At 41.8% G+C, this 21648-nt stretch carries 21 protein-coding genes and 1 tRNA gene; 14 read left to right on the top strand and 8 right to left on the bottom strand.

The genetic code is table 11. The annotated features are described in order from the left end of the window. Window positions 1-320: 320 nt before the first annotated feature. Both FCL54_RS12300 and FCL54_RS12295 read right to left on the bottom strand, forming a co-directional pair. The gene (locus FCL54_RS12300; protein WP_138126829.1) at window positions 321-1499 is read right to left on the bottom strand and encodes a S1C family serine protease; all 1179 of its coding nucleotides are present in this window, start codon (window positions 1497-1499) and stop codon (window positions 321-323) included. Between the two features lie 446 nt (window positions 1500-1945). Further along, the gene (locus FCL54_RS12295; protein ID WP_138126827.1) at window positions 1946-3058 is read right to left on the bottom strand and encodes a hypothetical protein; all 1113 of its coding nucleotides are present in this window, start codon (window positions 3056-3058) and stop codon (window positions 1946-1948) included. 309 nt (window positions 3059-3367) lie between these two features. Here FCL54_RS12295 and FCL54_RS12290 point away from each other — a divergent pair, with 309 nt between their 5' ends. The 5 genes from FCL54_RS12290 (at window position 3368) to FCL54_RS12270 (ending at window position 8240) form a co-directional block, all read left to right on the top strand. Further along, window positions 3368-3889, top strand: a complete 522-nt coding sequence (locus FCL54_RS12290; RefSeq protein ID WP_138126825.1) for a cysteine hydrolase family protein — start codon at window positions 3368-3370, stop codon at window positions 3887-3889. Between the two features lie 266 nt (window positions 3890-4155). Continuing rightward, a complete protein-coding gene (locus FCL54_RS12285) occupies window positions 4156-4794 on the top strand; it encodes an alpha/beta fold hydrolase (protein ID WP_138126823.1) in 639 nt (212 codons plus the stop codon). Continuing rightward, window positions 4784-5041, top strand: coding sequence for a hypothetical protein (locus FCL54_RS12280; RefSeq protein ID WP_138126821.1), 258 nt, complete (start codon window positions 4784-4786; stop codon window positions 5039-5041). The genes FCL54_RS12285 and FCL54_RS12280 overlap by 11 nt, the downstream gene beginning before the upstream one ends. A 114-nt stretch (window positions 5042-5155) precedes the next feature. Then, entirely contained in the window at window positions 5156-7177 is a 2022-nt protein-coding gene (locus FCL54_RS12275) for a peptidoglycan D,D-transpeptidase FtsI family protein (protein ID WP_138126819.1), read from the top strand. Window positions 7178-7991: 814 nt separating this feature from the next. After that, the gene (locus FCL54_RS12270) at window positions 7992-8240 is read left to right on the top strand and encodes a stage VI sporulation protein F (protein ID WP_138126817.1); all 249 of its coding nucleotides are present in this window, start codon (window positions 7992-7994) and stop codon (window positions 8238-8240) included. 81 nt (window positions 8241-8321) lie between these two features. Here the strand turns inward: FCL54_RS12270 and FCL54_RS12265 are convergent, their stop codons facing one another. The 4 genes from FCL54_RS12265 to FCL54_RS24240 form a co-directional block, all read right to left on the bottom strand. Then, on the bottom strand, window positions 8322-8996 hold the full coding sequence (locus FCL54_RS12265; RefSeq protein ID WP_171016820.1) for a GOLPH3/VPS74 family protein: 675 nt from the start codon (window positions 8994-8996) through the stop codon (window positions 8322-8324). A 68-nt stretch (window positions 8997-9064) separates the two neighbouring features. Next, window positions 9065-9241 (bottom strand): hypothetical protein, encoded by a 177-nt coding sequence (locus tag FCL54_RS24025; protein WP_171016819.1) that lies wholly within the window; start codon window positions 9239-9241, stop codon window positions 9065-9067. Window positions 9242-9385: 144 nt separating this feature from the next. After that, window positions 9386-10447 (bottom strand): DUF2268 domain-containing putative Zn-dependent protease, encoded by a 1062-nt coding sequence (locus tag FCL54_RS12260; RefSeq protein WP_138126813.1) that lies wholly within the window; start codon window positions 10445-10447, stop codon window positions 9386-9388. A gap of 295 nt (window positions 10448-10742) precedes the next feature. Next, on the bottom strand, window positions 10743-11411 hold the full coding sequence (locus tag FCL54_RS24240) for a collagen-like domain-containing protein (RefSeq protein WP_181954884.1): 669 nt from the start codon (window positions 11409-11411) through the stop codon (window positions 10743-10745). Between the two features lie 181 nt (window positions 11412-11592). Here FCL54_RS24240 and FCL54_RS12250 point away from each other — a divergent pair, with 181 nt between their 5' ends. Beyond that, the gene (locus FCL54_RS12250) at window positions 11593-12051 is read left to right on the top strand and encodes a GNAT family N-acetyltransferase (protein ID WP_138126811.1); all 459 of its coding nucleotides are present in this window, start codon (window positions 11593-11595) and stop codon (window positions 12049-12051) included. A 77-nt stretch (window positions 12052-12128) separates the two neighbouring features. After that, entirely contained in the window at window positions 12129-12914 is a 786-nt protein-coding gene (locus FCL54_RS12245; RefSeq protein ID WP_138126809.1) for an HAD-IIA family hydrolase, read from the top strand. A 59-nt stretch (window positions 12915-12973) separates the two neighbouring features. On the opposite strand, the gene FCL54_RS12240 is transcribed toward FCL54_RS12245, so the two are convergent. Further along, window positions 12974-14302 (bottom strand): short-chain fatty acid transporter, encoded by a 1329-nt coding sequence (locus FCL54_RS12240; protein WP_246055226.1) that lies wholly within the window; start codon window positions 14300-14302, stop codon window positions 12974-12976. 143 nt (window positions 14303-14445) lie between these two features. On the opposite strand from FCL54_RS12240, the gene coaW reads away from it, so the two are divergent. Continuing rightward, the gene (gene coaW, locus FCL54_RS12235; RefSeq protein ID WP_138126805.1) at window positions 14446-15258 is read left to right on the top strand and encodes a type II pantothenate kinase; all 813 of its coding nucleotides are present in this window, start codon (window positions 14446-14448) and stop codon (window positions 15256-15258) included. A 526-nt stretch (window positions 15259-15784) separates the two neighbouring features. Here coaW and FCL54_RS12230 read toward each other — a convergent pair. Beyond that, a complete protein-coding gene (locus FCL54_RS12230; protein ID WP_171016818.1) occupies window positions 15785-16186 on the bottom strand; it encodes a hypothetical protein in 402 nt (133 codons plus the stop codon). 515 nt (window positions 16187-16701) lie between these two features. Between FCL54_RS12230 and FCL54_RS12225 the strand changes: the two genes are divergently transcribed. The 6 genes from FCL54_RS12225 to FCL54_RS12200 all read left to right on the top strand — a co-directional run bounded on the left by FCL54_RS12225 (window position 16702) and on the right by FCL54_RS12200 (window position 21576). Beyond that, the gene (locus tag FCL54_RS12225; RefSeq protein ID WP_138126801.1) at window positions 16702-17025 is read left to right on the top strand and encodes a hypothetical protein; all 324 of its coding nucleotides are present in this window, start codon (window positions 16702-16704) and stop codon (window positions 17023-17025) included. Between the two features lie 31 nt (window positions 17026-17056). Beyond that, window positions 17057-17131 (top strand) — tRNA-Gln (locus tag FCL54_RS12220). A 596-nt stretch (window positions 17132-17727) separates the two neighbouring features. Further along, window positions 17728-18228, top strand: a complete 501-nt coding sequence (locus FCL54_RS12215) for a GNAT family N-acetyltransferase (protein WP_138126799.1) — start codon at window positions 17728-17730, stop codon at window positions 18226-18228. Window positions 18229-18372: 144 nt separating this feature from the next. Then, complete coding sequence (locus tag FCL54_RS12210) at window positions 18373-19566, top strand: NAD(P)/FAD-dependent oxidoreductase (RefSeq protein WP_138126797.1); 1194 nt, start codon at window positions 18373-18375, stop codon at window positions 19564-19566. Between the two features lie 22 nt (window positions 19567-19588). After that, window positions 19589-20152, top strand: a complete 564-nt coding sequence (locus tag FCL54_RS12205; protein WP_138126795.1) for a hypothetical protein — start codon at window positions 19589-19591, stop codon at window positions 20150-20152. Between the two features lie 23 nt (window positions 20153-20175). After that, window positions 20176-21576 carry an MBL fold metallo-hydrolase gene (locus FCL54_RS12200; protein WP_138126793.1) on the top strand — a complete coding sequence of 467 codons (1401 nt, stop codon included), beginning with the start codon at window positions 20176-20178 and terminating at the stop codon, window positions 21574-21576. The last annotated feature ends 72 nt before the right edge of the window (window positions 21577-21648 follow it).

Raw genomic sequence — 21648 nt, 5'->3', positions numbered from 1 at the left:
AGCAGACAGGTATAAGTCATAAAAATAATAAAACAGTTACCTATTCCTGTCAATTCAAAATTCTTTCGAAAATTAAGTGAAAGCGTTACCAAACCAATAATGCCATAATGTAAAAAAATTTAACCATTTTATGCATTAAAGAGCAATAAACCTGTTTTAAACATGAAAACAGAACCTGCAGGACACAGGTTCTGTTAAAGGTTGGTTGTAGTTAGGGGACAAACTACTATGTAATAGCATTCCCTAAAGTCCATTCTTTAAACTAAAAAATTCAACTTTACAAAGTTATCCACAAAAAAACGGGGGTCAGACCCCCGTTTTTATTTTAATCTTTTTGCTTTGCCGTGAAGTATTTTCAGCTGGTCGTTTTCATAGGCGACTTCATAGTTTACGCTATAAAGGGAGGTGACTGTTTTTTTGTCATCTGTACGTTCTTCTGCCTCTACGGTTCCGGTTACGAGAACACTTTCTCTGTCTTCACTCAGTTTACCTGTTAAGTTTGTAACACGGACACCGAGTGTGTGCAGATACCCTTCACGGAAGTTCTCATAGCCCATTTCGCTTTGCCATCTGCTGCCAAGAAGAGAATAGGCAGTAAGGTAGTCCCGCGTATCCAGGCTTTCATAAAAATAACCGATCAAATAGGATGCGCTGTTTTCAAAATCTTCCCCGGTAAGCCCTCTGGTAGAAGAATCTTCTTCAGTGGTATCCTCCTCAACCTCAGGTTCTTCACTTTTAACCTCAGTCCCCTCAGAAGCCCAGTTCTCAATTTTATCCAACACGTTAGGGAGCGGAATGCTGAACCCGATCGCTCCTGAATCAGTGCCTGCAGAGTTAATCGCTACTGCTTCTCCTGTATGCTGGTCGATTAACGGACCTCCGCTGTTTCCGTTCGTAATAGGAGCGGAAATCTGATATACCCCTTCATAACGGTAAGGATCCAGAGTGAATTCGCGGTCAGTGCCGCTTATAATACCAGTCGTTACCGTATTTTGCAATCCGAGCGGGCTGCCGAGGGCAATCACTTCATCTCCAGTCTCAGCCAACCGTTCTTTTGTAATGGCAAGAGGCTCCTGTCCGGCCAAATCTGGAACCCGCACGAGTGCAACATCATCCGTTTCGCCTTTTCCGATTACTTGTCCGCTGAATTGTTTTGCATCGGATGTTTTGACCGTTACTTCGCTTGCCCCAGAAACAACATGGGCATTTGTGATCACATCACCTTTTTCATTATAAAGGAAACCTGAACCGACATTTTTTCCATCAGAGGTAGTAACTTCAATTTGAACGACGCTCTTTTGCGTTTCATGAATGATCGATTTTAAATCAGGATTAGCATCGATTTCTCCCTGTTCCTCAAGCGACAGTTCTCTTCCGAGAGTGGAGCTTGCCTGGACGGTTAAATTTTCATAGTGAGTATACAAAAAATAAAAGCCTGTTCCGGCAGCCAGAAACAGTAAAATAGTGGCTGTAATCGAAACAAGTGCCGCTTTATTCATCGTGTAAGCAGTCCCCTTTCTCTATGTAAAGAATAATATTGTTTTTTTTTTTGATTTTCAAATATGTTAGAAACTGGGACAACGAAGCGATGCCTCTTTGCTCTATTGATGGCCAGACTCTTTTGGTATCCCCTGGGATGTCATGCCTGCAAAAAAGATTCGGCAATCCATAAGACGCGCCTGAACAAAAAGCTGGATTAAAATCAACCACGCTCGCTAACAGAGCCTTTTACGAAAAGGATGTTAGCGACCAGGAGGATAAACATATTCACTTGAAAACCAAACAGAGTGAAAGTGGTATTCGGAAAAAATTTCACGAGTGAAGTATTCTGGTTTTTCAGAGAATGCCACGAAAGTCATAGAAGAAAAATCGGAAACCGATTCGAATAGTTTAATAAAGGAAGAAGACCTGTATTTATCTTGGGGTAACAAGACCTGCCAAAAGCCTATTCAAGGTACCAGGTCATATCGGTAATTTTCACTGTATAATTTTTTAGCTTTTCTTTTTCTGCTTCAAGGTTCAACACCATAAAATCAAATGTTCCCTGGTCGTCAGGATAAAGGGTATCCGGGTTTACATAGATTTCGCCTTTATTGTCAGTAGGCTCTTTCTTTTCATTTAACACCGTGTATTTTATGGAAACCGAGAAAATGGGGACCGTTGCAACACTTTGAACCTTTCCCTTTACAACAAGCTCGTTGAATTCGTTAACTTCTGTTGTAACTTCTTCAAGCTTAAGGGCATCGGTCTGGTTTTTTTCTTTTTCTTTTGCGGCAGCGACCATCGCCTGTTCGATCCGTTTTTGTTGAGCTTGTTCAAAGGCTGTTTGCTTCTTTTTGATCGCCGTTTGCAGATTTTTCAGTTTTTCACTGTTTTTGTTGATCTCGAGCCCTTTTGCTACCGTAGCAAGTGCATTGGTAAAGTGGTTTTCAGTAAGATAGCCATTTGCCTCTTTGTAAGCAACCTCGACAATCTGCTTGCGTACCTGGTCAGCAATCTCAGCCGCTTCTTTCACTGTGAGTGATTCTGCTCGAAGTAAGATCGGCTTAAGCTCATCGATTGTCTCCTTGCCGTTCATGTCATACTTTAACTCAGCGACCATGACCGTTGTTCTGGCATTTCTAACTTTTTTCTGCAAATCTTCGACAAGTTCGCCATCATATTTTTTTAAGGTAGAATCCGTTTTACGCAGACGTGCAAGCGCATCAGTGTAGGCATCTTGCTTGCGTTCTCCATTCGCGCTATCGAGTTGATGTTGCACATCCATGGCAAGCTGCATCAATTTCTGGTTAGATTCAGCAGCTGGAAAATCACTTCTATCTTTTTGGGCTTTTTCAAATTTTTTATAAGCTTCTTCGTATTTCTCTTGTTTTGCGAGTTGTTCTCCTTCTTTAAATGAACTAACAGAGGCTTCTGTTAATGATTTTTCGTAATAATAATAACCTCCAAGTCCTTCTCCTAAAAGAAGGGAAGCTGCCACAGGTATGGAGACCCAGAGTTTCTGACGTTTTCTCTGTTTTTGTCGTGTGGCAGGAGTCAGTTCATTTCCGCAGTTCATACAATACTGATCCTCTTTATGCATGCTTTTTCCACACTTGGTACAAAACAATTTTTTCACCTGCTTTCATTCTGATACTCTATCTATTTTGACATAAAAACTGGCATAGTGGAACATCTTTTCGAACCATGTCGGTTAACGAATTGAGATTTTTTTCCGTTCCTCTATACTAGAAGTAATTGATATCGTCTATTAGAGTTAATCCATAATTTTTTCACCAATTTGAACTATCCTTTATGAATGTTACTATTAACTGGACATAAGTTGAAATGGCTCTTTTTTCCTAAAAATGAACGATGGAGGAATCGGATGAACGAGAACACTGCCTTAGTAATAATAGACATGCAAAATGCCATGTTTCAAGAGCTGAACCCTGTATACAATGGAGAGAGGCTGCTAAACATCATCAACCGATTGATAGAAAAAGCAAGAGAAAGCGGAGCGCTTATCATCTTCGTCCAACATGAGGCTGGTGTGGGAAAGCCGCTTGAGCGTGGATCGGTTGGATGGAAACTGAATTCTTCCCTTCATCGACAAGAAGAAGACTTAATAATTGAAAAAAAGACTCCGGATTCGTTTTACAAAACTAAACTCAACGAAGTGTTACAGCAGAGGAATATACAGAAGCTTATACTTGCTGGAATCCAAACAGAGGCATGCGTAGATACAACTTGCAGAGGCGCGTTCAGTCATGGGTATGACGTGATGCTGGTCAAAGACGGGCACAGCACCTGGGATTCAACTGGCCTGACAGCTAGCCAGATTATTGCACACCATAACAATGTCCTGAGGTGGTTTGCGGATGTGAAGGATGCAGAGGAAATCGTTTAGATATGAGCAATTTCAAGTCATCAACTAAAGGGTGACCGTACGAATGGCTGGCTCAAAAGAGGATGCGCTCGCTTTCTTAAAGTACTTTAAACAGAGCGCAGTCGAAATAGATAACCTGATGTACGGATAGGACGGCTATCGTAAAACATATAAGAGCAGGCCGGACAATTATAACAATGACTTTTATGAAACCTTGCATGTTGATGGAAGATTACTTGAGAAGGGCTTTTGTAAGTTTTTTTCATGGATTAAAATGGAGGGGCGTTATGATTGAAATTGTGAAGGTAGATGGAAAACATCTTGAAGTGTTTCTAAAAGGAGAGGGCCGGACAGTTGTGCTTCAAACCGGAATGGGCGGATCTTTTGATGAATGGTTTGAAGTTGCGAATGCTTTATCAAAGAAATGCAGGGTGATGATGTACCACAGGCCGGGATACGGAAACAGCAATATCTATGAAGGAGATAAATGGACAACATCCGCAACGGTCGAGGAAATAAATGCGTTATTAGAGTACTTTGGCATAGAGGAACCGGTAATAATGGCGGGGCATTCCTATGGCGGACTCTGCGCGCAGCATTTTGCGATGCGTTATCCGGAAAAGGTTGCAGGAATCGTTCTGATCGATTCAACCTCTTTTGATATCCATAAACTGGACGAACTGGATCTGCCTGAGATGGATAAACTTAATTCGGATGAAATGTGGATGGAGAGGTGCGAACGTTACTCTGGGATGTCACCGGAAGAGCTGGGCGAGGAAATGAAACCTGAGCTTTCTGACAGGCAAAAAAGCTATCCTTATGTGACACAAGAGCGGCTTCTGGAATTTCCGGCCAATCCGGCTCTTTACCGGGCTGTAAGAGGGGAAATGGAGTCATGGAAAGAATGCGAAAAAGGTGAAAGCTGAAACCGGCTTTCCGGATGTTCCCCTGGTCGCAATCGCAAGAGACCCCGAGCACTCGATTAATTTTTTAAAAGAGGAAGGAATACCGGAGGAGGAAGCGATCATGTTTGAAAAGCTCTGGCACCAGCTTGTTGCGGAACAGGCATCCCTTTCAACACAAGGCAGACTTATGATTGCGAAAAACTCCTCCCACTCCGTTGATGCTGATCGTCCAGACCTTGTTATTGAGGTTATTAAAAGCTTGCTTTAAGCGTATTTGCAGATTTTTTTCAACCAAAATATTTTTGCAAGATATTCCCATACCCTGTATGATAGAGAATAGAGAATAGAGAATATTACAAAACGATGACAGGGAAGGGTAAACATGGCTAATAAAAAGAAAAAGAAAAATCAAGTGCCAGTTCGTTTAAATATACTATTCTTGTTTGTGTTCATCCTTTTTTCACTTTTGATATTGCGTCTGGGAACGATTCAGATCGTCCAGGGCGAAAAGTATGAACAAAAGACAGAACAAACAGAGAATGTAGTCGCAAAATCGTCAGCCCCACGGGGAAAAATGTATGACAGGCAAGGAAGAGTAGTGGTGGACAACAAGCCGACCTATACACTGACCTATATTCGCTCACAAAACACCGACCCATCCGAACGGCTTGAAACAGCAAAAGTGCTTGCTGATTATATCGAAAAAGAAACTGACAAACTAACAGAACGAGATTTAAAAGACTATTGGATCTTGACGAGAGAAGAGGAAGCAAAGGCAAAACTATCAGAAGAAGAATGGGAAAAGCTTGAAGACAAAAAAGCTTACCGGCTTCAGCTGGACCGGATAACCGAACAGGATTTAAACCAGATCACGGAACCAGAGCTGGAAGTTGCTGCGATCAAACGTGAGATGGATACAGGGTATGCATTGACCTCACAGGTTATTAAAGAAGGGCTGACCGCGAAGGAAATGGCGGTTATCAGCGAACATCTTGCTTCACTTCCGGGCGTTGACATCAAAATGAGTGCCGAAAGGGAGTATCCATTCGGAGATACACTGAACCCTATCTTCGGAAATCTTGGACCTATTCAGAGGGCAAGCAAAGATTTTTACGTTTCACGAGGATATGACTTAAACGACCTTGTTGGTAAAAGCTTTCTTGAACAGCAATATGAAGAACTGCTTCGCGGGCAAAAAACGAAGACGAAGTTTATAACCGACAAATCGGGAGAACCGATCGGCAATCCTGAGACGATCCAGGGTAAACGGGGAAATGACCTTGTACTGACAGTCGATATGGAACTTCAACAGGGTGTGGAAAAAATAATCGAGAAGAACATCAGGGAAGAGGCATACCGCTACCAGGTTCATTCTGCTTATGCGATTATGATGAACCCTAAGACCGGAGAAGTCCTAGCGATGGCAGGTAAAGAAAAGGATGGTAAAGGCGGGTTTATCGATAAGCCTTATGGGACCGTCTATAATGCATATGAGATGGGTTCCGCAGTTAAGGGTGCCTCCGTATTGACAGGGTACAACCTCGGAGTAATTAGTCCGGGTTCGGTACTGGTGGATACACCTCTTTATATTGGTGAAACAAGGAAAAAATCATATACCAGCAACGGTATGGGACCGATTAATGATCTTACAGCCCTTGAGAGATCTTCCAACGTATACATGTTCCGAATCGCTATGAGGGCAGCCGGATTTGACTATGTCCCCCATAAAAAAGGTGGGACCTGGAATCCTGATGCCTATGGTGAAGTAAGAAGAAATTTTGCACAGTTTGGCCTGGGTGTTAAGACAGGCATCGATGTTCCGAACGAATCGGTTGGATATAATGGCGGTATACAGCAAATTGGTAACCTGATGGACATGATGATCGGCCAGTTTGACACGTACACGCCGCTTCAAATGGTTCAATATATATCCACTATTGCGAATGGTGGCAAACGGATGGAACCGCATCTAGTCAAAAGCGTTCGCGAGCCAACAAATGGGGATGGCCTTTCAAACAGTATTGTGTACCAGAATGAACCAAGAGTGTTAAATCATGTGGAAATGAAACAGAGCTGGATTGAACGCGTACAGCAGGGGCTTTATCAGGTAGTACATGGATCCAGAGGTACAGCAAGAAGATATTTTGAAGGTGCAGACTATGTAGCGGCAGGTAAAACAGGAACTGCACAGTCTAATGATAATTACAACCTTACCCTTGTAGGATATGCCCCTTATGATGATCCAGAGGTGGCTTTTGCCGTTGCTGTTCCTGATGTTAACGGTGAAGCAGCCATCAACAAGCACATCGGCAGGGAAATTCTCGATCTTTATTTTGAACTGAAAAAATCCGGATCAAAAATGAATTTGAACGATGAAAAAATGGATGAAGAGAAGGCATCCTAGAAAGAGAAGTTGGAAATCTAGCAAAAATCCGCTAGTGGACTAGTCAGTTTGTCCATTCTTTCTTTCAAAGATTCTCATATACTAGTTGTAAGATAGGAGCAGCCGCAACTCCTCCTATCACCATCACTCCTTATCAAGGGGCCCTCGCTTTTAGCGGGGGTTCTTTTTCTATTTGAATATTAATATATGATAAATCACAGGTTTTGGAACATCTTTTCGGAGTTTCAGAGAAAGTATTCCGGGTTTCAGGGAGCAACTGTTCAAAATTCAGTAGGGGAAATTGATAGGGGGCAGCAATTTATTTATAAACCGCATGTTTTGACGATGTGCTGCAAAGATATGCTTTCATATTTTCATATACGGTAAAAAAGCTTAGAAGGAAACCATCCCTCTAAGCTTAAAAGTAAGGTAAGAATACGTTGGAATAATCATAGTCTAACATAAAAATTGTCCGTTCCTATGAGTATGGGAAAAAAACCATATTTTAATCTCGAGGATAAATTTAAATAAAAACAAACGATTTTAATCATTTGTCTATACAAAGTTATTCCAGAAACATAACATACTATATGCAACTGATATTCCATACCTCACCTCCAGAGACCTTATCCGTTACAGGGTAAGGTCTTTTATTAGTTTTGTTCTTCCGGGCGCTTTTTGGAAGAGCAAAGAGCATCGCTTCGTTGTCCCACCAGAATAACATCATTCATTACCATAACTATTTGTTTAAAAGCCTACCGCTAAACCCAAACAAAAAGCTGTTGCCAAACATAAACTAAAACAACCCTTTGTGAAACAGAAAGGAGGATTTAGAATGGATAACAGTATTTTTGGAATGATTGAGCAAAAAACCGGGGTGAAAAAAGAAGATATTTTTAAACTTGCAAACAGCTTTTCAAATGCTAACTTCCAGGATGAGAAAACTGTTCGCAGAGTAATTAAACAAGTTGCCCAGACAGCAGGAAAGCGAGTGCCAAAAGAGATAGAGGATAAGCTAGTAAACGCGATAATCAATAAAAATATACCGACCAATTTGACACAGTTGAAAAATAACATGAAGTAGGCTAGGCGATTGGCCAAATTAGGTTGAAAATGTAAGTAAAAAGAGATAACCAGGATAGATGAATTCCTGGTTATCTCTTTTTTAGTTCGAGCTGCTCGAACTGCTAACGGCAGCAGCTGTAGTAGTGGCAACAATAATAGAAGTGTTGATTTCTGAAACGATCTGGGACACCGCTTTCCCGTAAGTTTCCTCAGAGCTGATCGCTTTGATTCGTTTCTTTGCTGCTTTTCTTTCGTCCGGCTCAAATACTTCGTTTATTAAGTTACAGGCTTTAATGAGACTTAGAAGGGCTACGATCCTCTCTTCTCTTTCTCCATCCTGAAAAACGGCCTCTTTAATGCGTTTGCGTAGTTCTTGTTCCGGCAGCGGGTTTGATGGAGGATAAAGGTTGCGGGAAAAGACCCATAAGATTTTATCTTCTACTTTACGAAGAATCTCTTTTTCAATTAACCGATCCAATAAGCGGTTTTTGATGTTCAACTTGTTGCCGATCGTCATTACCCAGTACTTTGGCGTTCTTTGTTTAGTGGATTCATGGATATGAAGCAATACTTGATCGAGCAGTTCATCGCCAGTAGTGGAAGGGTCTTTTACGATAACTTTTTTCTTATGCAGATCGAGTTTATCATAGAATGTCAGTTCTAACAGAACGGCACCGGCAAGTCCATACATTAACGCAGTGGAAGCAGAGGTAACAATAGTTCCTTTTTGGTCATGGAGGCCGAGGAGAAGTAATTTTTCGGGCAGTGTAAGCATCATAATTCTTCCTTTCTTTCGCAGTTCTCGTTATTACATACGAACTACAAAGGAAAGGGTTTCAATCTTTACCGTAGATCTTTTTTTACCTGTTCCAGATCATTTTTCAGCTGCTTTAAAATACGTTCGCTGTCATCTAACATGTTTTTAAAGTCATTTTTTGTCTGGCCCAATACGCTCTTAAACTTATTTCTGCGTAACACCTGGATGTCTTTAAAATACTGTTCAAAATATTCCTGGTTCATATTTCCATCACCCCCAAACACCCTTTACCTTTATCGTATAAGAATTATCCACAAAAATGTAGGGGTCAGACCCCCAATTTTCTGTGGACAACACCACAAAAAATTGGGCATGAGAAAAGGGTGCAGCAAATAGCTGGCACCCTGTTAGCTTTCGAATCCTATGTTTTCCGGTTTTTCGCTTTCCAGGAACACTTCCTGATAGGTATTTATCTTCATTCCTGTTACCTTATGAAAAGCTTCATAAAAGTTATCTTCTTTCATTTGGATGAGAATTTTTAGAATGACTTCCTTGCCTTCCATGTCTGCCAATTGTTTGATAGCTTTGTAGCTTTGAAGGTAAGGGTCATAGTTTTGCTTCCTTGCCTGATGAAATTGCTGATTCGTATCCAGTTCTTGAAAATCTACTGTTTCAAAGGCCTGGGTTGGACCGTTATCTCCGTAACCAGCATATTCTGCCACACCCTCCTGGAACCATTGCGGCACATTAGAAGAATCGACCCCAAGTTCGGTGAGAAGAATATCCATGCGAAAATGATTGTACTCATGGATGATAGTGCTTTTAAGCTCCCACTTTGTCATCTCTTTATTAGAAAGCAAGTGGATTGATTTCTCTTCTTCTGAATAAAACCCTACAACAGATTCAAGAGTCGATATCTTTTCAAACGTATTCTTGTCATCGTAAAGAATTACATCGACTTCAGGCTTCTCTTGTTTTCCAAAAAGCATGTCGGCAATTCGGTCGGCTTCTCTGAAACTGTTTTGAACCATTGCCATCGATTTCTCGTCCGCCTCGGGATAAAGAAAACGGATGTGTTCAAAATCTTTTTCGTTAAGCTGGCTTTGATATTCTTCTTCCAGCTGATTACGTTTAATTTGATCGATAATGTTAGGTGAAAGGGCGACCTTTTCTTTCGCTGTTAAATTGCTTTCTGCTCCAATGATGCTGTTAAAGAAGAGGGTCAGGATAAGCATGCATATGAGGGGAAATCCACTGACAACGAATAAGAATGGTTTACCGTATTTCTTTTTAAAAAGATACCATTCGTTCATGTGCTTATCTGACTCAAATACGATAAAAATCCAGATACCTAACATGAAAATGAGCGCTGTTGAAATATATACAGATTGAATGCCCATTAATAACAGCATCAGGAACATTAGACTGATAAGACTAAACGACTTTACCAAAGATTGAATGTACCTCATCTTACTCCTCCAAATTTTCTATTGTTTGTATTCATGTAAATATTTTGAAATCGTTTGGTTACAAATGTAAAAAGACTAAGAAACGAATTGTCTCTTAGTCTTCTGTTTCCCGGTTCCTTTAAAAAGCTAACCGTCCATTGTGCAACGAAACAGTATCGTAAATTTGTTTTAACAATTGCAATGATAATTGTTACAAATTGTGGCGCCATTCACTGGCAGGGAAAGAGCAAAGAAGATTTATGGTCAAAACTTCTGGAATGAGGTACATTCAACAGGTTAGATTCCCTTTGGTTATTTAGTCAAATAAAGGATGAAACCGCTGGCCGCCGAATTGTCCTGGCTGTGTTCCCGGCTGTCCAAACGGTTGCCCGAATTGCCCCGGCACTCCATATTGACCGCCTACCCCAGGCTGCCCCATTTGTCCCGGTTGTGCGTAACCCTGGCCAGCTCCGTATGGTAACCCCTGCTGGCCAGTCGGTCCTATCGGCTGTCCGAACTGCCCTGGCTGTCCTGCCTGGCCGGGGATGCCGAACTGCCCTGGCTGTCCGAATTGTCCCGGCTGTCCATATTGGGGCGTCATACCCGGTTGCCCGAATTGCCCCGGCTGTCCATATTGTGGCATCATACCCGGTTGCCCGAATTGCCCTGGCTGTCCATATTGAGGCATTGTACCCGGCTGTCCGAACTGTGGCATCGTTCCTGGTTGCCCGGGTTGGCCAAATTGTCCTGGCTGTCCGAACTGTCCAGAGGGTCCGAAGGTTTCACCTGAGCCAAATTCACCGCCCTGTTGTTCAGTAAGACCTGGATATTGAGGGAATTGTCCTGGCTGTCCGAATTCCGGCATCATACCTGTTCCCGTTTGTCCAAATTGTCCCGGAACTCCAGACGGCCCCTGTGGGGTGAAAGGGGTATCTAAGTCTACATCTCCTGTTGGGATTTGGAATTGTCTCTCTTCAAAAATCAACATGATCGCTCCTTAAAAATATATTTTACATAAACACATTATTCTTTCACTGGATTTGGGAGTCTGTCTATTGCAAAAAAGGGCGGTGTAAGAATTACCGCCACATTAAATTGCATAAAGTTCATTCTTGAGATGTAAGGATGGTAAGAGCGGTTAAAAAATTGAGAAAAAGGAGTATACGATGATTATCCAGAGAGCTACCGAACAGCAAATGGAAGAAATAAAACGGCTGTCAGGAAAGGTAATGGAAGAAAGCTCGGTGGGAAGAGTAGGTCCTGACATGCAAAAAGCAACTAATCTCTTGAATGTTAACCTTCAGATGGGAGGCTATTACCTTGTTGCTGTCAAAGAACCGGATACTTTAATGGGATGGCTTATGATATCGAGAACAATCGATTATTTAACAGGACAGAAAATTGGATTTTTTTATGAGTATTATGTTCGACCTGAACACAGGAAACAGGGAGTTGGCCGTAAACTTCTTCAATCTGGAATATTAGACCTTAAAAAGAACGGGTATAAAAAAGTGCAGGGAAATGTTTTTGCTGGAAATACGGCAAAACTTTTTTATGAACGAATCGGTTTTAAAGATGTGTCAACATTAGTGGAACTCGATTTATCAGATGATGAAGGAACATAGCGATAGGACTAAGATCCGGCCGGTTAAGAAATTGACTGGCTGGAAATAAAATAGATAGAGAAGGAAGGTGGCGAGGTATGAAAGGGATCATTTTCGATCTCGACGGCACGGTATATCGTGGCGAGGAATTGATAGACGGAGCTGCTGAAACGGTAAAACGAATGAAAGAATTGGGGAACAAAGTGGTTTTTTTAACAAACAAACCGATTGCTACAAGAAAAGACTATGTTGAAAAGTTAAACAAATTGGGAATAGAGGTACAACTTGAGGAGGTCGTGAACTCAGGTTATTTAACTGGCATGTACTTGAGTAACGTTTTAAAAAGAGATGAGAAAGTCCTTGTTATTGGAGAAGATGCGCTTTTAGAAGAAATAGCTCCATTTAATATACCTTTAACCGAAAGTGAAGAAAATGCAGAATATGTCCTGTTATCATGGGATCGAGATTTCACGTATAAAAAACTGGACAAAGCATTTCAGGCCTGGAAAAACGGTGCAAAAGTTATAGCCACAAATCCTGACAGGACCTGTCCTGTAAAAGGCGGTGAGGTGCCGGACTGCGGAGCCATTATCGGTGCATTGGAAGGAGCAACCGGGGAACCGATCCATGCTGTGATTGGAAAACCTTCAAGTTTTGCAGCTAATTCCATCGCGAGGGATATTTTCAAACTACCGCCGGAACAATGTTATATGATCGGAGACCGATTGGAGACAGACATCCGAATGGCGGTTGAGAACGGGCTCCAGAGCATTCTTGTCTTAACAGGCGTCGCATCAAAGGAAGAAGCGGAATCATCGAAATATCAACCGGATTTTATTTTGAACAGTGTAGCGGACCTTGATTCTGTTTTGGTTGGGTCATAGAGAAAGACCGGGAGAGGGTGATTCCCGGTCTTTTTGTGGCAAAAATAAAAACAAGTATTTTAGTATAAAAAGAAAATCAATATGCTTGTTAAAACACCAACCCAGATACTAAGTAAAATACAATAGCCCATGATATCTCTGATATGAAGACCTACAACACTAAGAATTGGCAGGGCCCAGAAAGGTTGAATGAGATTTGTCCAGGCATCTCCCCATCCAACTGCCATCGCTATTTTACCAGGATCTACACCGATCGCCATTCCTGCCGGTACTTGCAGGGGGCCTTGAAGAGCCCACTGACCACCACCTGATGGAGCTAAAATATTTACGAGTCCAGCTGTCCAATATGTAAAAACATTAAAAGACGCCGGAGAAGCAATAGAGATCATCCAATCTATGATTGATGCACCTAGTCCTGAACTTGTTAGAATAGCAATTATTCCAGCATAAAAAGGAAATTGCAAAATAATTGGAGAAATTGAACCGGCAGCCTCTTTAAAAGCATTGGAAAATTGGCCCAAAGATCGATGTAAAAAAAGTCCTGCTGATAAGAAAAAGAGATTAATTATATTTAAGTCCAAATCACGTCCGTTTGCAATTTCATAAATAACATATAGAAGTCCAATTGCTCCTATTAACAGTCCGATTATCGGTGTAGTTTCGAGGCTTTGAGCTGGAGTAGGTGCCTCCTCAATAGTAGCAGCCTGTTGCTCTAAAGCTGTTTCATCTTTTGGAAAATGTAATGGTTTATAGCTTTTTATGTTTTCTTTTGGTGACATTAGTGCCAAAAAGATTGGCATTGTTATTACTAGAGCAAGAAATATAAGAATTGTTCCTGGTGCAAAAATTGTTTCAGAGGTAGGGATAACACCCATAACACTTGCTAAAAAGTGGTCGGGAGTTGCAACAGTTAATCCTATAGAACTTGATAATCCAGCAGTATATAGAACGGTCGGAGCATAAGCAGAAGCAACTAATAGAGGAAAGTGAACATTTGAATTTCTTTTTCCAATTTCCTTTGCAATAATCGCTCCAACCACAACTGCGAGCCCCCAGTTAATATAGTATGCTGCTGCAGAAACGAGAAAGGTTATAATATATGCCTTCTTTGGAGTGTTTGCAAATCCAGAAATAGATCGAAGAAAGTTATTGATGAAAGGAACTGCAGCAAGAACCATTCCAGTCATAAGCAATAACACCATTTGCATAGTGAATGCCAAATAGGTCCAAAAGCCATCACCCCAAGATTTTAGAATTGTTGCTGGTTGGTTTAAATTCATAAAGATTGCAATTACAAGTACAAATAGAGTCATCAACACTGCAATAACAAAAGCGTCTGGCAAATAACGACGGACCCCTTTAGCAAATAAATCAGCTAATTTTGTCAATAAAAACTCCCCCCTTGGAAAAATTAAGAAATCAAATATATTATATGACGCTTGACTATTTCAAAAAATTATCAGAACATAAAATGATGGTATGATTTTTTTGTCCATATTGTATAAAGGATTTTTAGCTTGGGGGTTAGAAAATGGAGTCTCTTGGAATAGATGCAGGGGGTACACTAATTAAAGTTGCTTACATAGAAAATGAAACAATTCATTATAAAATGTTCCAGTCGAACCAATTCAGGGATTTAAAAGATTGGATAGATGGGAATTTTGCTTCTCCTAACATCGCGCTAACAGGTGGCAGGCAGTCGGATTTAGAGGATTATCTGGGACTTCCTGTTATGAAGGTAGAGGAGTTCATCGCAACGAGTGTCGGAGTAAAACAGTTGCTTTCTATCAATGAAGTCAAGCCAGGGAAAACATTTCTTGCAGTAAATATCGGTACAGGAACTTCGATTCATTTGATTAAAAACGGTGAAACGACCCGTGTGGGCGGAACTGGAGTTGGCGGTGGAACGATCCTCGGACTTGCCCATTTGCTAACCGGGATAAAAGACTTTGATAAAATGGTTGCGCTTGCAAAACAGGGGAACAGGGACCTGGACTTAAAAGTAAAGGATATTTACGGCAAAGCGGTTCCACCGATTGACGGCAATATTACGGCCAGCAACTTCGGGAATTTTTTTAATATCGTCAATACCCAGGACTATTCTGATGCTGACATCCTTGCTGCCCTTATCGGAATGGTAGCAGAGGTAATTGTAGTGATCAGCAATGCGATGGCAGTCCAGCATGATTGCGAATCGATCGTCTATATCGGTTCGACGGTTCATCAAAACGATTATTTGAAATCAGTTCTAAGGGAATATAAATCATTGAGCGGCCTGGAGCCGTTGTTTATTGAAAATGGCGAATATAGCGGCGCGCTTGGCGCACTGAAACAGTTGAAATAGAAGGAAGTAAGTCAACCAAAAGCTGGTTGGCTTTTTCTATTGCATTTTTCCGGGACTTAGACGGAGAAAAAAATCAGACCAGAGACTGACTCAAAACCATTCTTCAGCTCGGTTTCAGAAAGGCTTGAAAATCGTAAACTATAACCAGAAAGGAAAACAAAAGGAAAAAGGAGGCAAAACAAAATGGAAAACTTATACGTCCTGGAACAAGAAATCATCAAGCACCGATAATCGGAGAAAAAATTTTAGAAAAGGGAGTGAGAAGAATGGAAAATCTATACGTACTTGAACAAGAGATCATCAAGCATCGATAAGCCTTCGACAGATACTAAAATGATTTAAAAAAGGAAAGGATGAAGAATATGTTAACGATCGTAAAAATTTTGTTCAATTTTACAAGAGAGACAGAACATCATCGAGAGATAAAACATATTATTGAGAAGAATCTCGATCGGCGAATTGAATTCTATAACATACATTAACACCTGAAACCTTCCATAAAAAGGTCAGGTGTTTTTTGTTTGCACTAATTGTGATGCCATACGAGCCAGCCACTATTATTGCTTCTAACGATCAGGAGCTGCCTCTGTGTTAAATGGGATGAAGAAGAAGGAAAATTAATTTTAACGATCCATGAGTATTCTGTGACAGCTTTACCACAAAGCTTAGAAGCTGTTTTATATGTGAAGCTTCCCTTTTTTATGGGGGAAACAGATACTATTTGCCATCGCTGCTGGGCAGTGTCCTGGTAGACCATCGGCACAATGGCTGGAAGGGCAGTTAACAGCATTTTCTTTTGATTTTTAGAAGGGATAATAAGTTCTTCTGAATCTGGACAATTAACTAGGCTGGCTAATGATTGTGCTGAACCGGATTTTGCAGGCAATAAAAGCGTAAGAAGTAAGATCATTATAAAAAAGTTCTTCAAGTAGTTTAGTCCTTTCCTTTAAGAATTTCTTGCCTATCTAAGCATGCGGTATCTTCTCAAAAGTTTCCTTTTTCTGTGAGAAGGCGGGAATAGTGAGTGGAGAGATCCCTGCGAAGGCTGCCCCCGATAGTTCCCAAACGTTTGCGGTACACATGCTCACCATAGCTAAGATATGATGCAATATCAGTTTATCGAAAAAAGGTGAAAAGGTGGATGGTGTGACCGTTGGATCCGATGGCGAGGGAGCAGGAGAACATACCCGGTCCAGAGTATTGCCAGTTCTGAAGAAGAAAGTAACGATTGGTGGGAAGTAATCAAGTATCTCACTCCGTTTCTATGGAATTCAACATTTAGTATTGTCCGAAAGTGTATTTTTCTTCCAGGTTGGTTAGTAAGAAAGTGGCGCGATATTCTTTCGAAACTTATGTATAAAAGATCTTGAAAAGCGCATTCTAACTAGCGTTGGGTTATTCCAACTCCTTAAAAACCATTAATGCACAAGGGGGCTTTCTTTTATGAAAAATAATCAACAAAACCAACAGAACCAGCAAAACCAACAAAACCAACAGAACCAACAAATGGAGCTTCAATCGGCTGTACAGGCTGCCCAAAAAGCACAGCAGGAGATCCAAAAGGCAACTGCCAGCGCTAACCCGCAGCAAATGCAACAGGCTCAACAGCAGCTCCAGCAAGCTCAGCAACAGCTTCAAACAGCTCAGGGAAGCATGACACAGGCAAGCCCTCAACAACAACAGCAGTTGCAGCAGGCCCAGCAGCAGCTTACCCAGGCACAACAGACTATTCAGCAAGCGCAATCAAGCCAGAACCAAACTTCTTAATATTACAGTCCCCCTTTTAGGGGGACTCCGATGGGCTATAGCCAAGCGGTAAGGCAACGGACTTTGACTCCGTCATGCGCTGGTTCGAATCCAGCTAGCCCAGCCAAATACATATATGAGATAATGCCAAATAAATGTGAAAGAATAAAGGCAAGCGGATAGCGGAACAGCAGGGAAGAAAAAGTGGAAAGGGGTTGTCCACAATATTTTTGGGGTCTGACCCGCAGAAAACTGTGGATAACTCAAATAACTGTTGATAGTTGCTTATAAGCGGAAAAAAGCTCTGGTGGGATACCAGAGCTTTTTCGCCGTATAGAGTTAGCAAGGGAGAAGGCTCGACGTCGGTAGTAAGTTTAAGAACATAGATAAGAGCAACTACGCCTCTGTCTTCGCCGAAAGGCTTGCCAATCGTGCAGGTTTTCTTTGTGTTCCGTTCTAAATAAATAAGTAGGACACCGCATAGATAAGTAATAAAATGAATGCAACTCCAAAGCACATTGATAGTATTTCTCTTCCTTCCATGGTATCCTCTCCTTTCATTTTTCCAATTGTAACATCTTTGTCACAATTTAGAATCAAACGATTGTACTACAATTATCTAAGTAAATGGTATGTTTCTAGTTATAAAATAAAAGTATTTTTCGGTTACCGGGCAATATGGGTATATTGATTTGGTTAATTAGGGAGAAGGAGGGGAAGGCAATGAAAATTGCAGAAAGCGAGAGGCTTGTTCTTCGAGAAATGACGCCGGATGATGTGGATCGTTTACTTGTGATTTTTTCAGATCCGGTAGCGATGGAACATTATCCTTCTATAAAAACAAAAGAAGAAACAAAAGAGTGGATAAACTGGACACTCGGAAATTACAAGGAATATGGGGTAGGTTTATGGATTGTGGAACGGAAGGATGGAACTTTTGTCGGACAGTGTGGAATCGTTCCGCAAACTGTAGATGGAACAACACAATTTGAGATCGGCTATCTATTTGTAAGGGAGCACTGGAGGAAAGGATATGCGACAGAGGCAGCAGGCGCCTGCAAGAAGTATGGCTTGGAAGAGAAAGGATATGAGAAATTGATTTCCCTGATCGCCCCGGAAAATATCGCTTCAAAAAAAGTCGCTCTAAACATCGGCATGTCATTTGAAAAAGAAATACAAAAATGGGACCGGAAGATTGAGGTTTATTCCGTTAGCATAGGTTAACCAGGAGATGAAAGTTATCCACAAAAAACGGGGGGTCAGACCCCCTGCCAAAAGATAAGGGGATTCCCCTATATATTAGTAGGCGTGTTTTTTTTACAATGAAGTTATACAAGGTTGTAAGCGTTTTCTATAGGAGGGGATAAGATGGACAAGCACTATACTGTGGCAATCGTTGGAGCAGGTACTGGAGGTATTTCGGTAGCATCGAGACTATTGAGGGGTGCGCCGTTTTTGAAAGGGAAAGTAGCGATCATTGATCCTGCGGAAAAACATTACTACCAGCCGTTATGGACACTTGTTGGCGGGGGAGTGGCCGAAAAGGAAGTCACCGAAAGAAGCATGGCCGATTTAATTCCGCAGGGAGCAGACTGGATCCAGGAAGCGGTTAACGCCTTTTATCCGGAGGAGAATAGCTTAACTACTGAAGCGAACACCTCTATCACATATGATTATCTCGTAGTTGCAGCAGGGATCCAGGTGAACTGGGACCAGATCAAAGGCTTGAGGGATGCGATCGGAAAAGACGGTGTCTGCAGTAACTATTCCTATGAATATGTCGATTCAACATGGGAAAGTATCCGTAATTTTAAAGGCGGAAAGGCAATCTTTACACAGCCGAACACACCGATTAAATGTGGAGGCGCCCCGCAAAAGATCATGTATCTTGCTGACGAATATTTCCGTAAGTCGGGCGTAAGAGACAAAAGCGAGGTCATTTTTGCTTCCGCCGCAGAAAATATTTTTGCAGTAAAACGGTATGCCGACACACTGGACCAGGTTATCGAACGTAAACAGATAACAACGAACTATAACCGTAACCTGGTAGAAATCATCCCGGATAAAAAAGAAGCTGTATTCGAGAACCTAAAGACAAACGAAAAAGAAACGATGAAGTATGACATGATCCATGTAGTTCCACCGATGAGCGCACCGGATTTTATCAGCCAGAGCCAGCTTGCTGATGCACAGGGATGGGTAGATGTTGACCCGTTCACCTTACAGCATAAAACATATGCAAACGTTTTTAGCCTGGGGGACAGTTCGAACCTCCCGACTTCCAAAACAGGTGCAGCTATCCGAAAACAGGCACCAGTTGTCGCAGAGAATTTATTAGCTTTGCTTAAGAACAAGGAAATGAAAGCAACTTATGATGGATATACCTCATGTCCGCTCGTTACTGGCTATAACAGCCTGGTGCTTGCTGAATTTGACTATGATAAAAATCCGGCAGAGTCCTTTCCGATCGATCAATCAAAAGAGCGAGTGAGCATGTATATTATGAAAAAAGATTTTCTACCGATCATGTACTGGAACGGAATGCTAAAGGGAGTCATGTAGGCATACGAAGGGAGGAGCTATAGTGGGAACCACCAGTGAAACAAAACCGATGGAAGAATTGATTGAGTCAATCGAAAAAACAGAACAAATCGAATCGTTGAACTATCTGGTCACAAAGCTTCCAGAGCTTGTTCAAACACTGAAATCGTTAGAGGATGTTTCAGTATTTGTAAAATCCACTTTGAATGATAAACAGTCACTTGAAGCAGTGTTGAGTGATGCTGAAACAAGGCTTGGCCAGCTAAATTTGAACCAAACGTCGTTCGAATCTTTAGCGAAAACGATAGAACTGCTTCCAAGGATGGTACCGTATCTGGAGAAACTTGAAGAGCTACTTGTGTTTTTTAGCAGTGTTTTGAAGGACCGTGAGTCTTTGGACTTTGTAAAAGAAGATCTTCAAAAGGCCGTGGAGCCGTTAAACCGGGGAGTCAGCATCGTGAAAGAGACGAACCAAAGATTTGAACAAAAGCAAGATGATTCGAATGTCTCGATCCTGAGGATTTTCAAGCTTACGAAAGACCCTTCTGTCCAGAGGGCATTGAAGTACACAGAAACAATGCTAGAAGTAATTTCAGAGAAAAAATAAAAAGAGCTGGAGGGGGAAACGAAATGTTTTTTCGGACTTTTACAGATGAAAAACTAGCTCATTACTCTTATCTGGTCGGATGCCAGAGATCCGGGGAAGCGATTGTTATCGATCCGGCACGGAACATCTCTCCATATCTGGAAACAGCGAAAAAAGAAGGCCTGGCCATTGTAGCAGCGACTGAAACCCACATCCATGCAGATTTTGTCTCGGGAGCGAGACAGCTTGCCAATGACATCGGTGCAAAGCTTTATCTGTCAGATGAAGGAGACGAAAACTGGAAGTACCAGTACCTTGATGAGGTGAAACATGAACTAGTTAAAGAAGGGGCGGCTATTAAGGTTGGAAACATAGAGCTCGAAGTACTGCACACGCCGGGACATACGCCGGAAAGCATCTCGTTTGTTTTGACGGATAAGGGCGCTGGCGCATCAAAACCGATGGGGATTTTCACAGGTGACTTTGTGTTTGTCGGTGATATCGGGCGTCCGGATTTACTTGAAAAAGCAGCGGGAGTAGCCGGAACAGCTGAAACGGGTGCAAGGCAGCTTTTCGATTCGATAAGCAAGTTTAAAAATCTTGAGGATCATCTGCAAGTATGGCCTGCACATGGAGCGGGAAGTGCCTGCGGGAAGGCGCTTGGAGCTGTACCATTATCTACTGTCGGCTATGAAAAGCTATATAACTGGGCGCTCCAAATCGAAAATGAAGAAGAATTTGTGAAAACCGTACTGGACGGACAGCCAGAACCTCCAAAATATTTTGCGATGATGAAAAAGGTAAACAAAGTTGGCCCTGCAGTTTTAACAAACGAAACATTAAACAGGCTGGAAACAGTAGAAGAACTGGAAGCAGCCACCCGGAAAAAGGTGTTTATTGATACAAGGCCGGCAGACCAATTTGCCAGAGGGCATCTACAGGGAACCATCAATGTTCCGTTTAACAAGTCATTCACGAACTGGGCAGGATGGATCCTAAGCTATGATGAGGATTTTGGACTTATTACAGAAGAGCCAGAAGCAGTCCGTGAATCCTTGCAATCGATCGGGCTCGACCGGTTTACAGCATATGCTGATCCTTCTCTTTTGAACGAGGTATCAGAGTTGGAAACATATCCTGAAATAGAGGCATCAGCATTACAGGACCATCTGGAATCCAGTGATTATTATCTAATAGATGTCCGCAACCAGAGCGAGTGGGAAGCTGGGCATATAGAAAAAGCTAACCATATTATGCTTGGCACGGTGTTAGACCGTTTGGATGAAGTGCCTGCTGATAAACATTTGATCGTCCAATGCCAGTCGGGGGCCCGTTCTGCAATCGGTGCGAGCATCCTTCAGGCAAAAGGTTTTAAAGATGTGACAAATTTAAAAGGCGGTTATCTCGCCTGGCTAGAAGAAAAAGGGCCGGTTGTTTCAGCATAAGCAAATACCCCTGGTGAATTTTTCCTACTAACAAAGGGAAAAATCGAAGGGGTTATTTTTTTTTGTAGGAGT

It is taken from the genome of Exobacillus caeni, assembly GCF_005747095.1.
Taxonomy (GTDB): Bacteria; Bacillota; Bacilli; order Bacillales; family Guptibacillaceae; genus Exobacillus; species Exobacillus caeni.
Note: the sequence above shows the minus strand (reverse complement) of the source record. Positions and strands in the feature narration are given on the sequence as shown.

What these genes read in the sequence shown, in the direction of transcription:
- FCL54_RS12275 (WP_138126819.1), top strand. Translation starts at nt 5,156, where the DNA reads ATGGCTAATAAAAAGAAAAAGAAAAATCAAGTGCCAGTTCGTTTAAAT.
- FCL54_RS12295 (WP_138126827.1), bottom strand. Translation starts at nt 3,058, where the DNA reads ATGAACTGCGGAAATGAACTGACTCCTGCCACACGACAAAAACAGAGA.
- FCL54_RS12260 (WP_138126813.1), bottom strand. Translation starts at nt 10,447, where the DNA reads ATGAGGTACATTCAATCTTTGGTAAAGTCGTTTAGTCTTATCAGTCTA.
- FCL54_RS12265 (WP_171016820.1), bottom strand. Translation starts at nt 8,996, where the DNA reads ATGCTTACACTGCCCGAAAAATTACTTCTCCTCGGCCTCCATGACCAA.
- FCL54_RS12290 (WP_138126825.1), top strand. Translation starts at nt 3,368, where the DNA reads ATGAACGAGAACACTGCCTTAGTAATAATAGACATGCAAAATGCCATG.
- FCL54_RS12250 (WP_138126811.1), top strand. Translation starts at nt 11,593, where the DNA reads ATGATTATCCAGAGAGCTACCGAACAGCAAATGGAAGAAATAAAACGG.
- FCL54_RS12200 (WP_138126793.1), top strand. Translation starts at nt 20,176, where the DNA reads ATGTTTTTTCGGACTTTTACAGATGAAAAACTAGCTCATTACTCTTAT.
- FCL54_RS12270 (WP_138126817.1), top strand. Translation starts at nt 7,992, where the DNA reads ATGGATAACAGTATTTTTGGAATGATTGAGCAAAAAACCGGGGTGAAA.
- FCL54_RS24025 (WP_171016819.1), bottom strand. Translation starts at nt 9,241, where the DNA reads ATGAACCAGGAATATTTTGAACAGTATTTTAAAGACATCCAGGTGTTA.
- coaW (WP_138126805.1), top strand. Translation starts at nt 14,446, where the DNA reads ATGGAGTCTCTTGGAATAGATGCAGGGGGTACACTAATTAAAGTTGCT.
- FCL54_RS12245 (WP_138126809.1), top strand. Translation starts at nt 12,129, where the DNA reads ATGAAAGGGATCATTTTCGATCTCGACGGCACGGTATATCGTGGCGAG.
- FCL54_RS12210 (WP_138126797.1), top strand. Translation starts at nt 18,373, where the DNA reads ATGGACAAGCACTATACTGTGGCAATCGTTGGAGCAGGTACTGGAGGT.
- FCL54_RS12225 (WP_138126801.1), top strand. Translation starts at nt 16,702, where the DNA reads ATGAAAAATAATCAACAAAACCAACAGAACCAGCAAAACCAACAAAAC.
- FCL54_RS12300 (WP_138126829.1), bottom strand. Translation starts at nt 1,499, where the DNA reads ATGAATAAAGCGGCACTTGTTTCGATTACAGCCACTATTTTACTGTTT.
- FCL54_RS12285 (WP_138126823.1), top strand. Translation starts at nt 4,156, where the DNA reads ATGATTGAAATTGTGAAGGTAGATGGAAAACATCTTGAAGTGTTTCTA.
- FCL54_RS12215 (WP_138126799.1), top strand. Translation starts at nt 17,728, where the DNA reads ATGAAAATTGCAGAAAGCGAGAGGCTTGTTCTTCGAGAAATGACGCCG.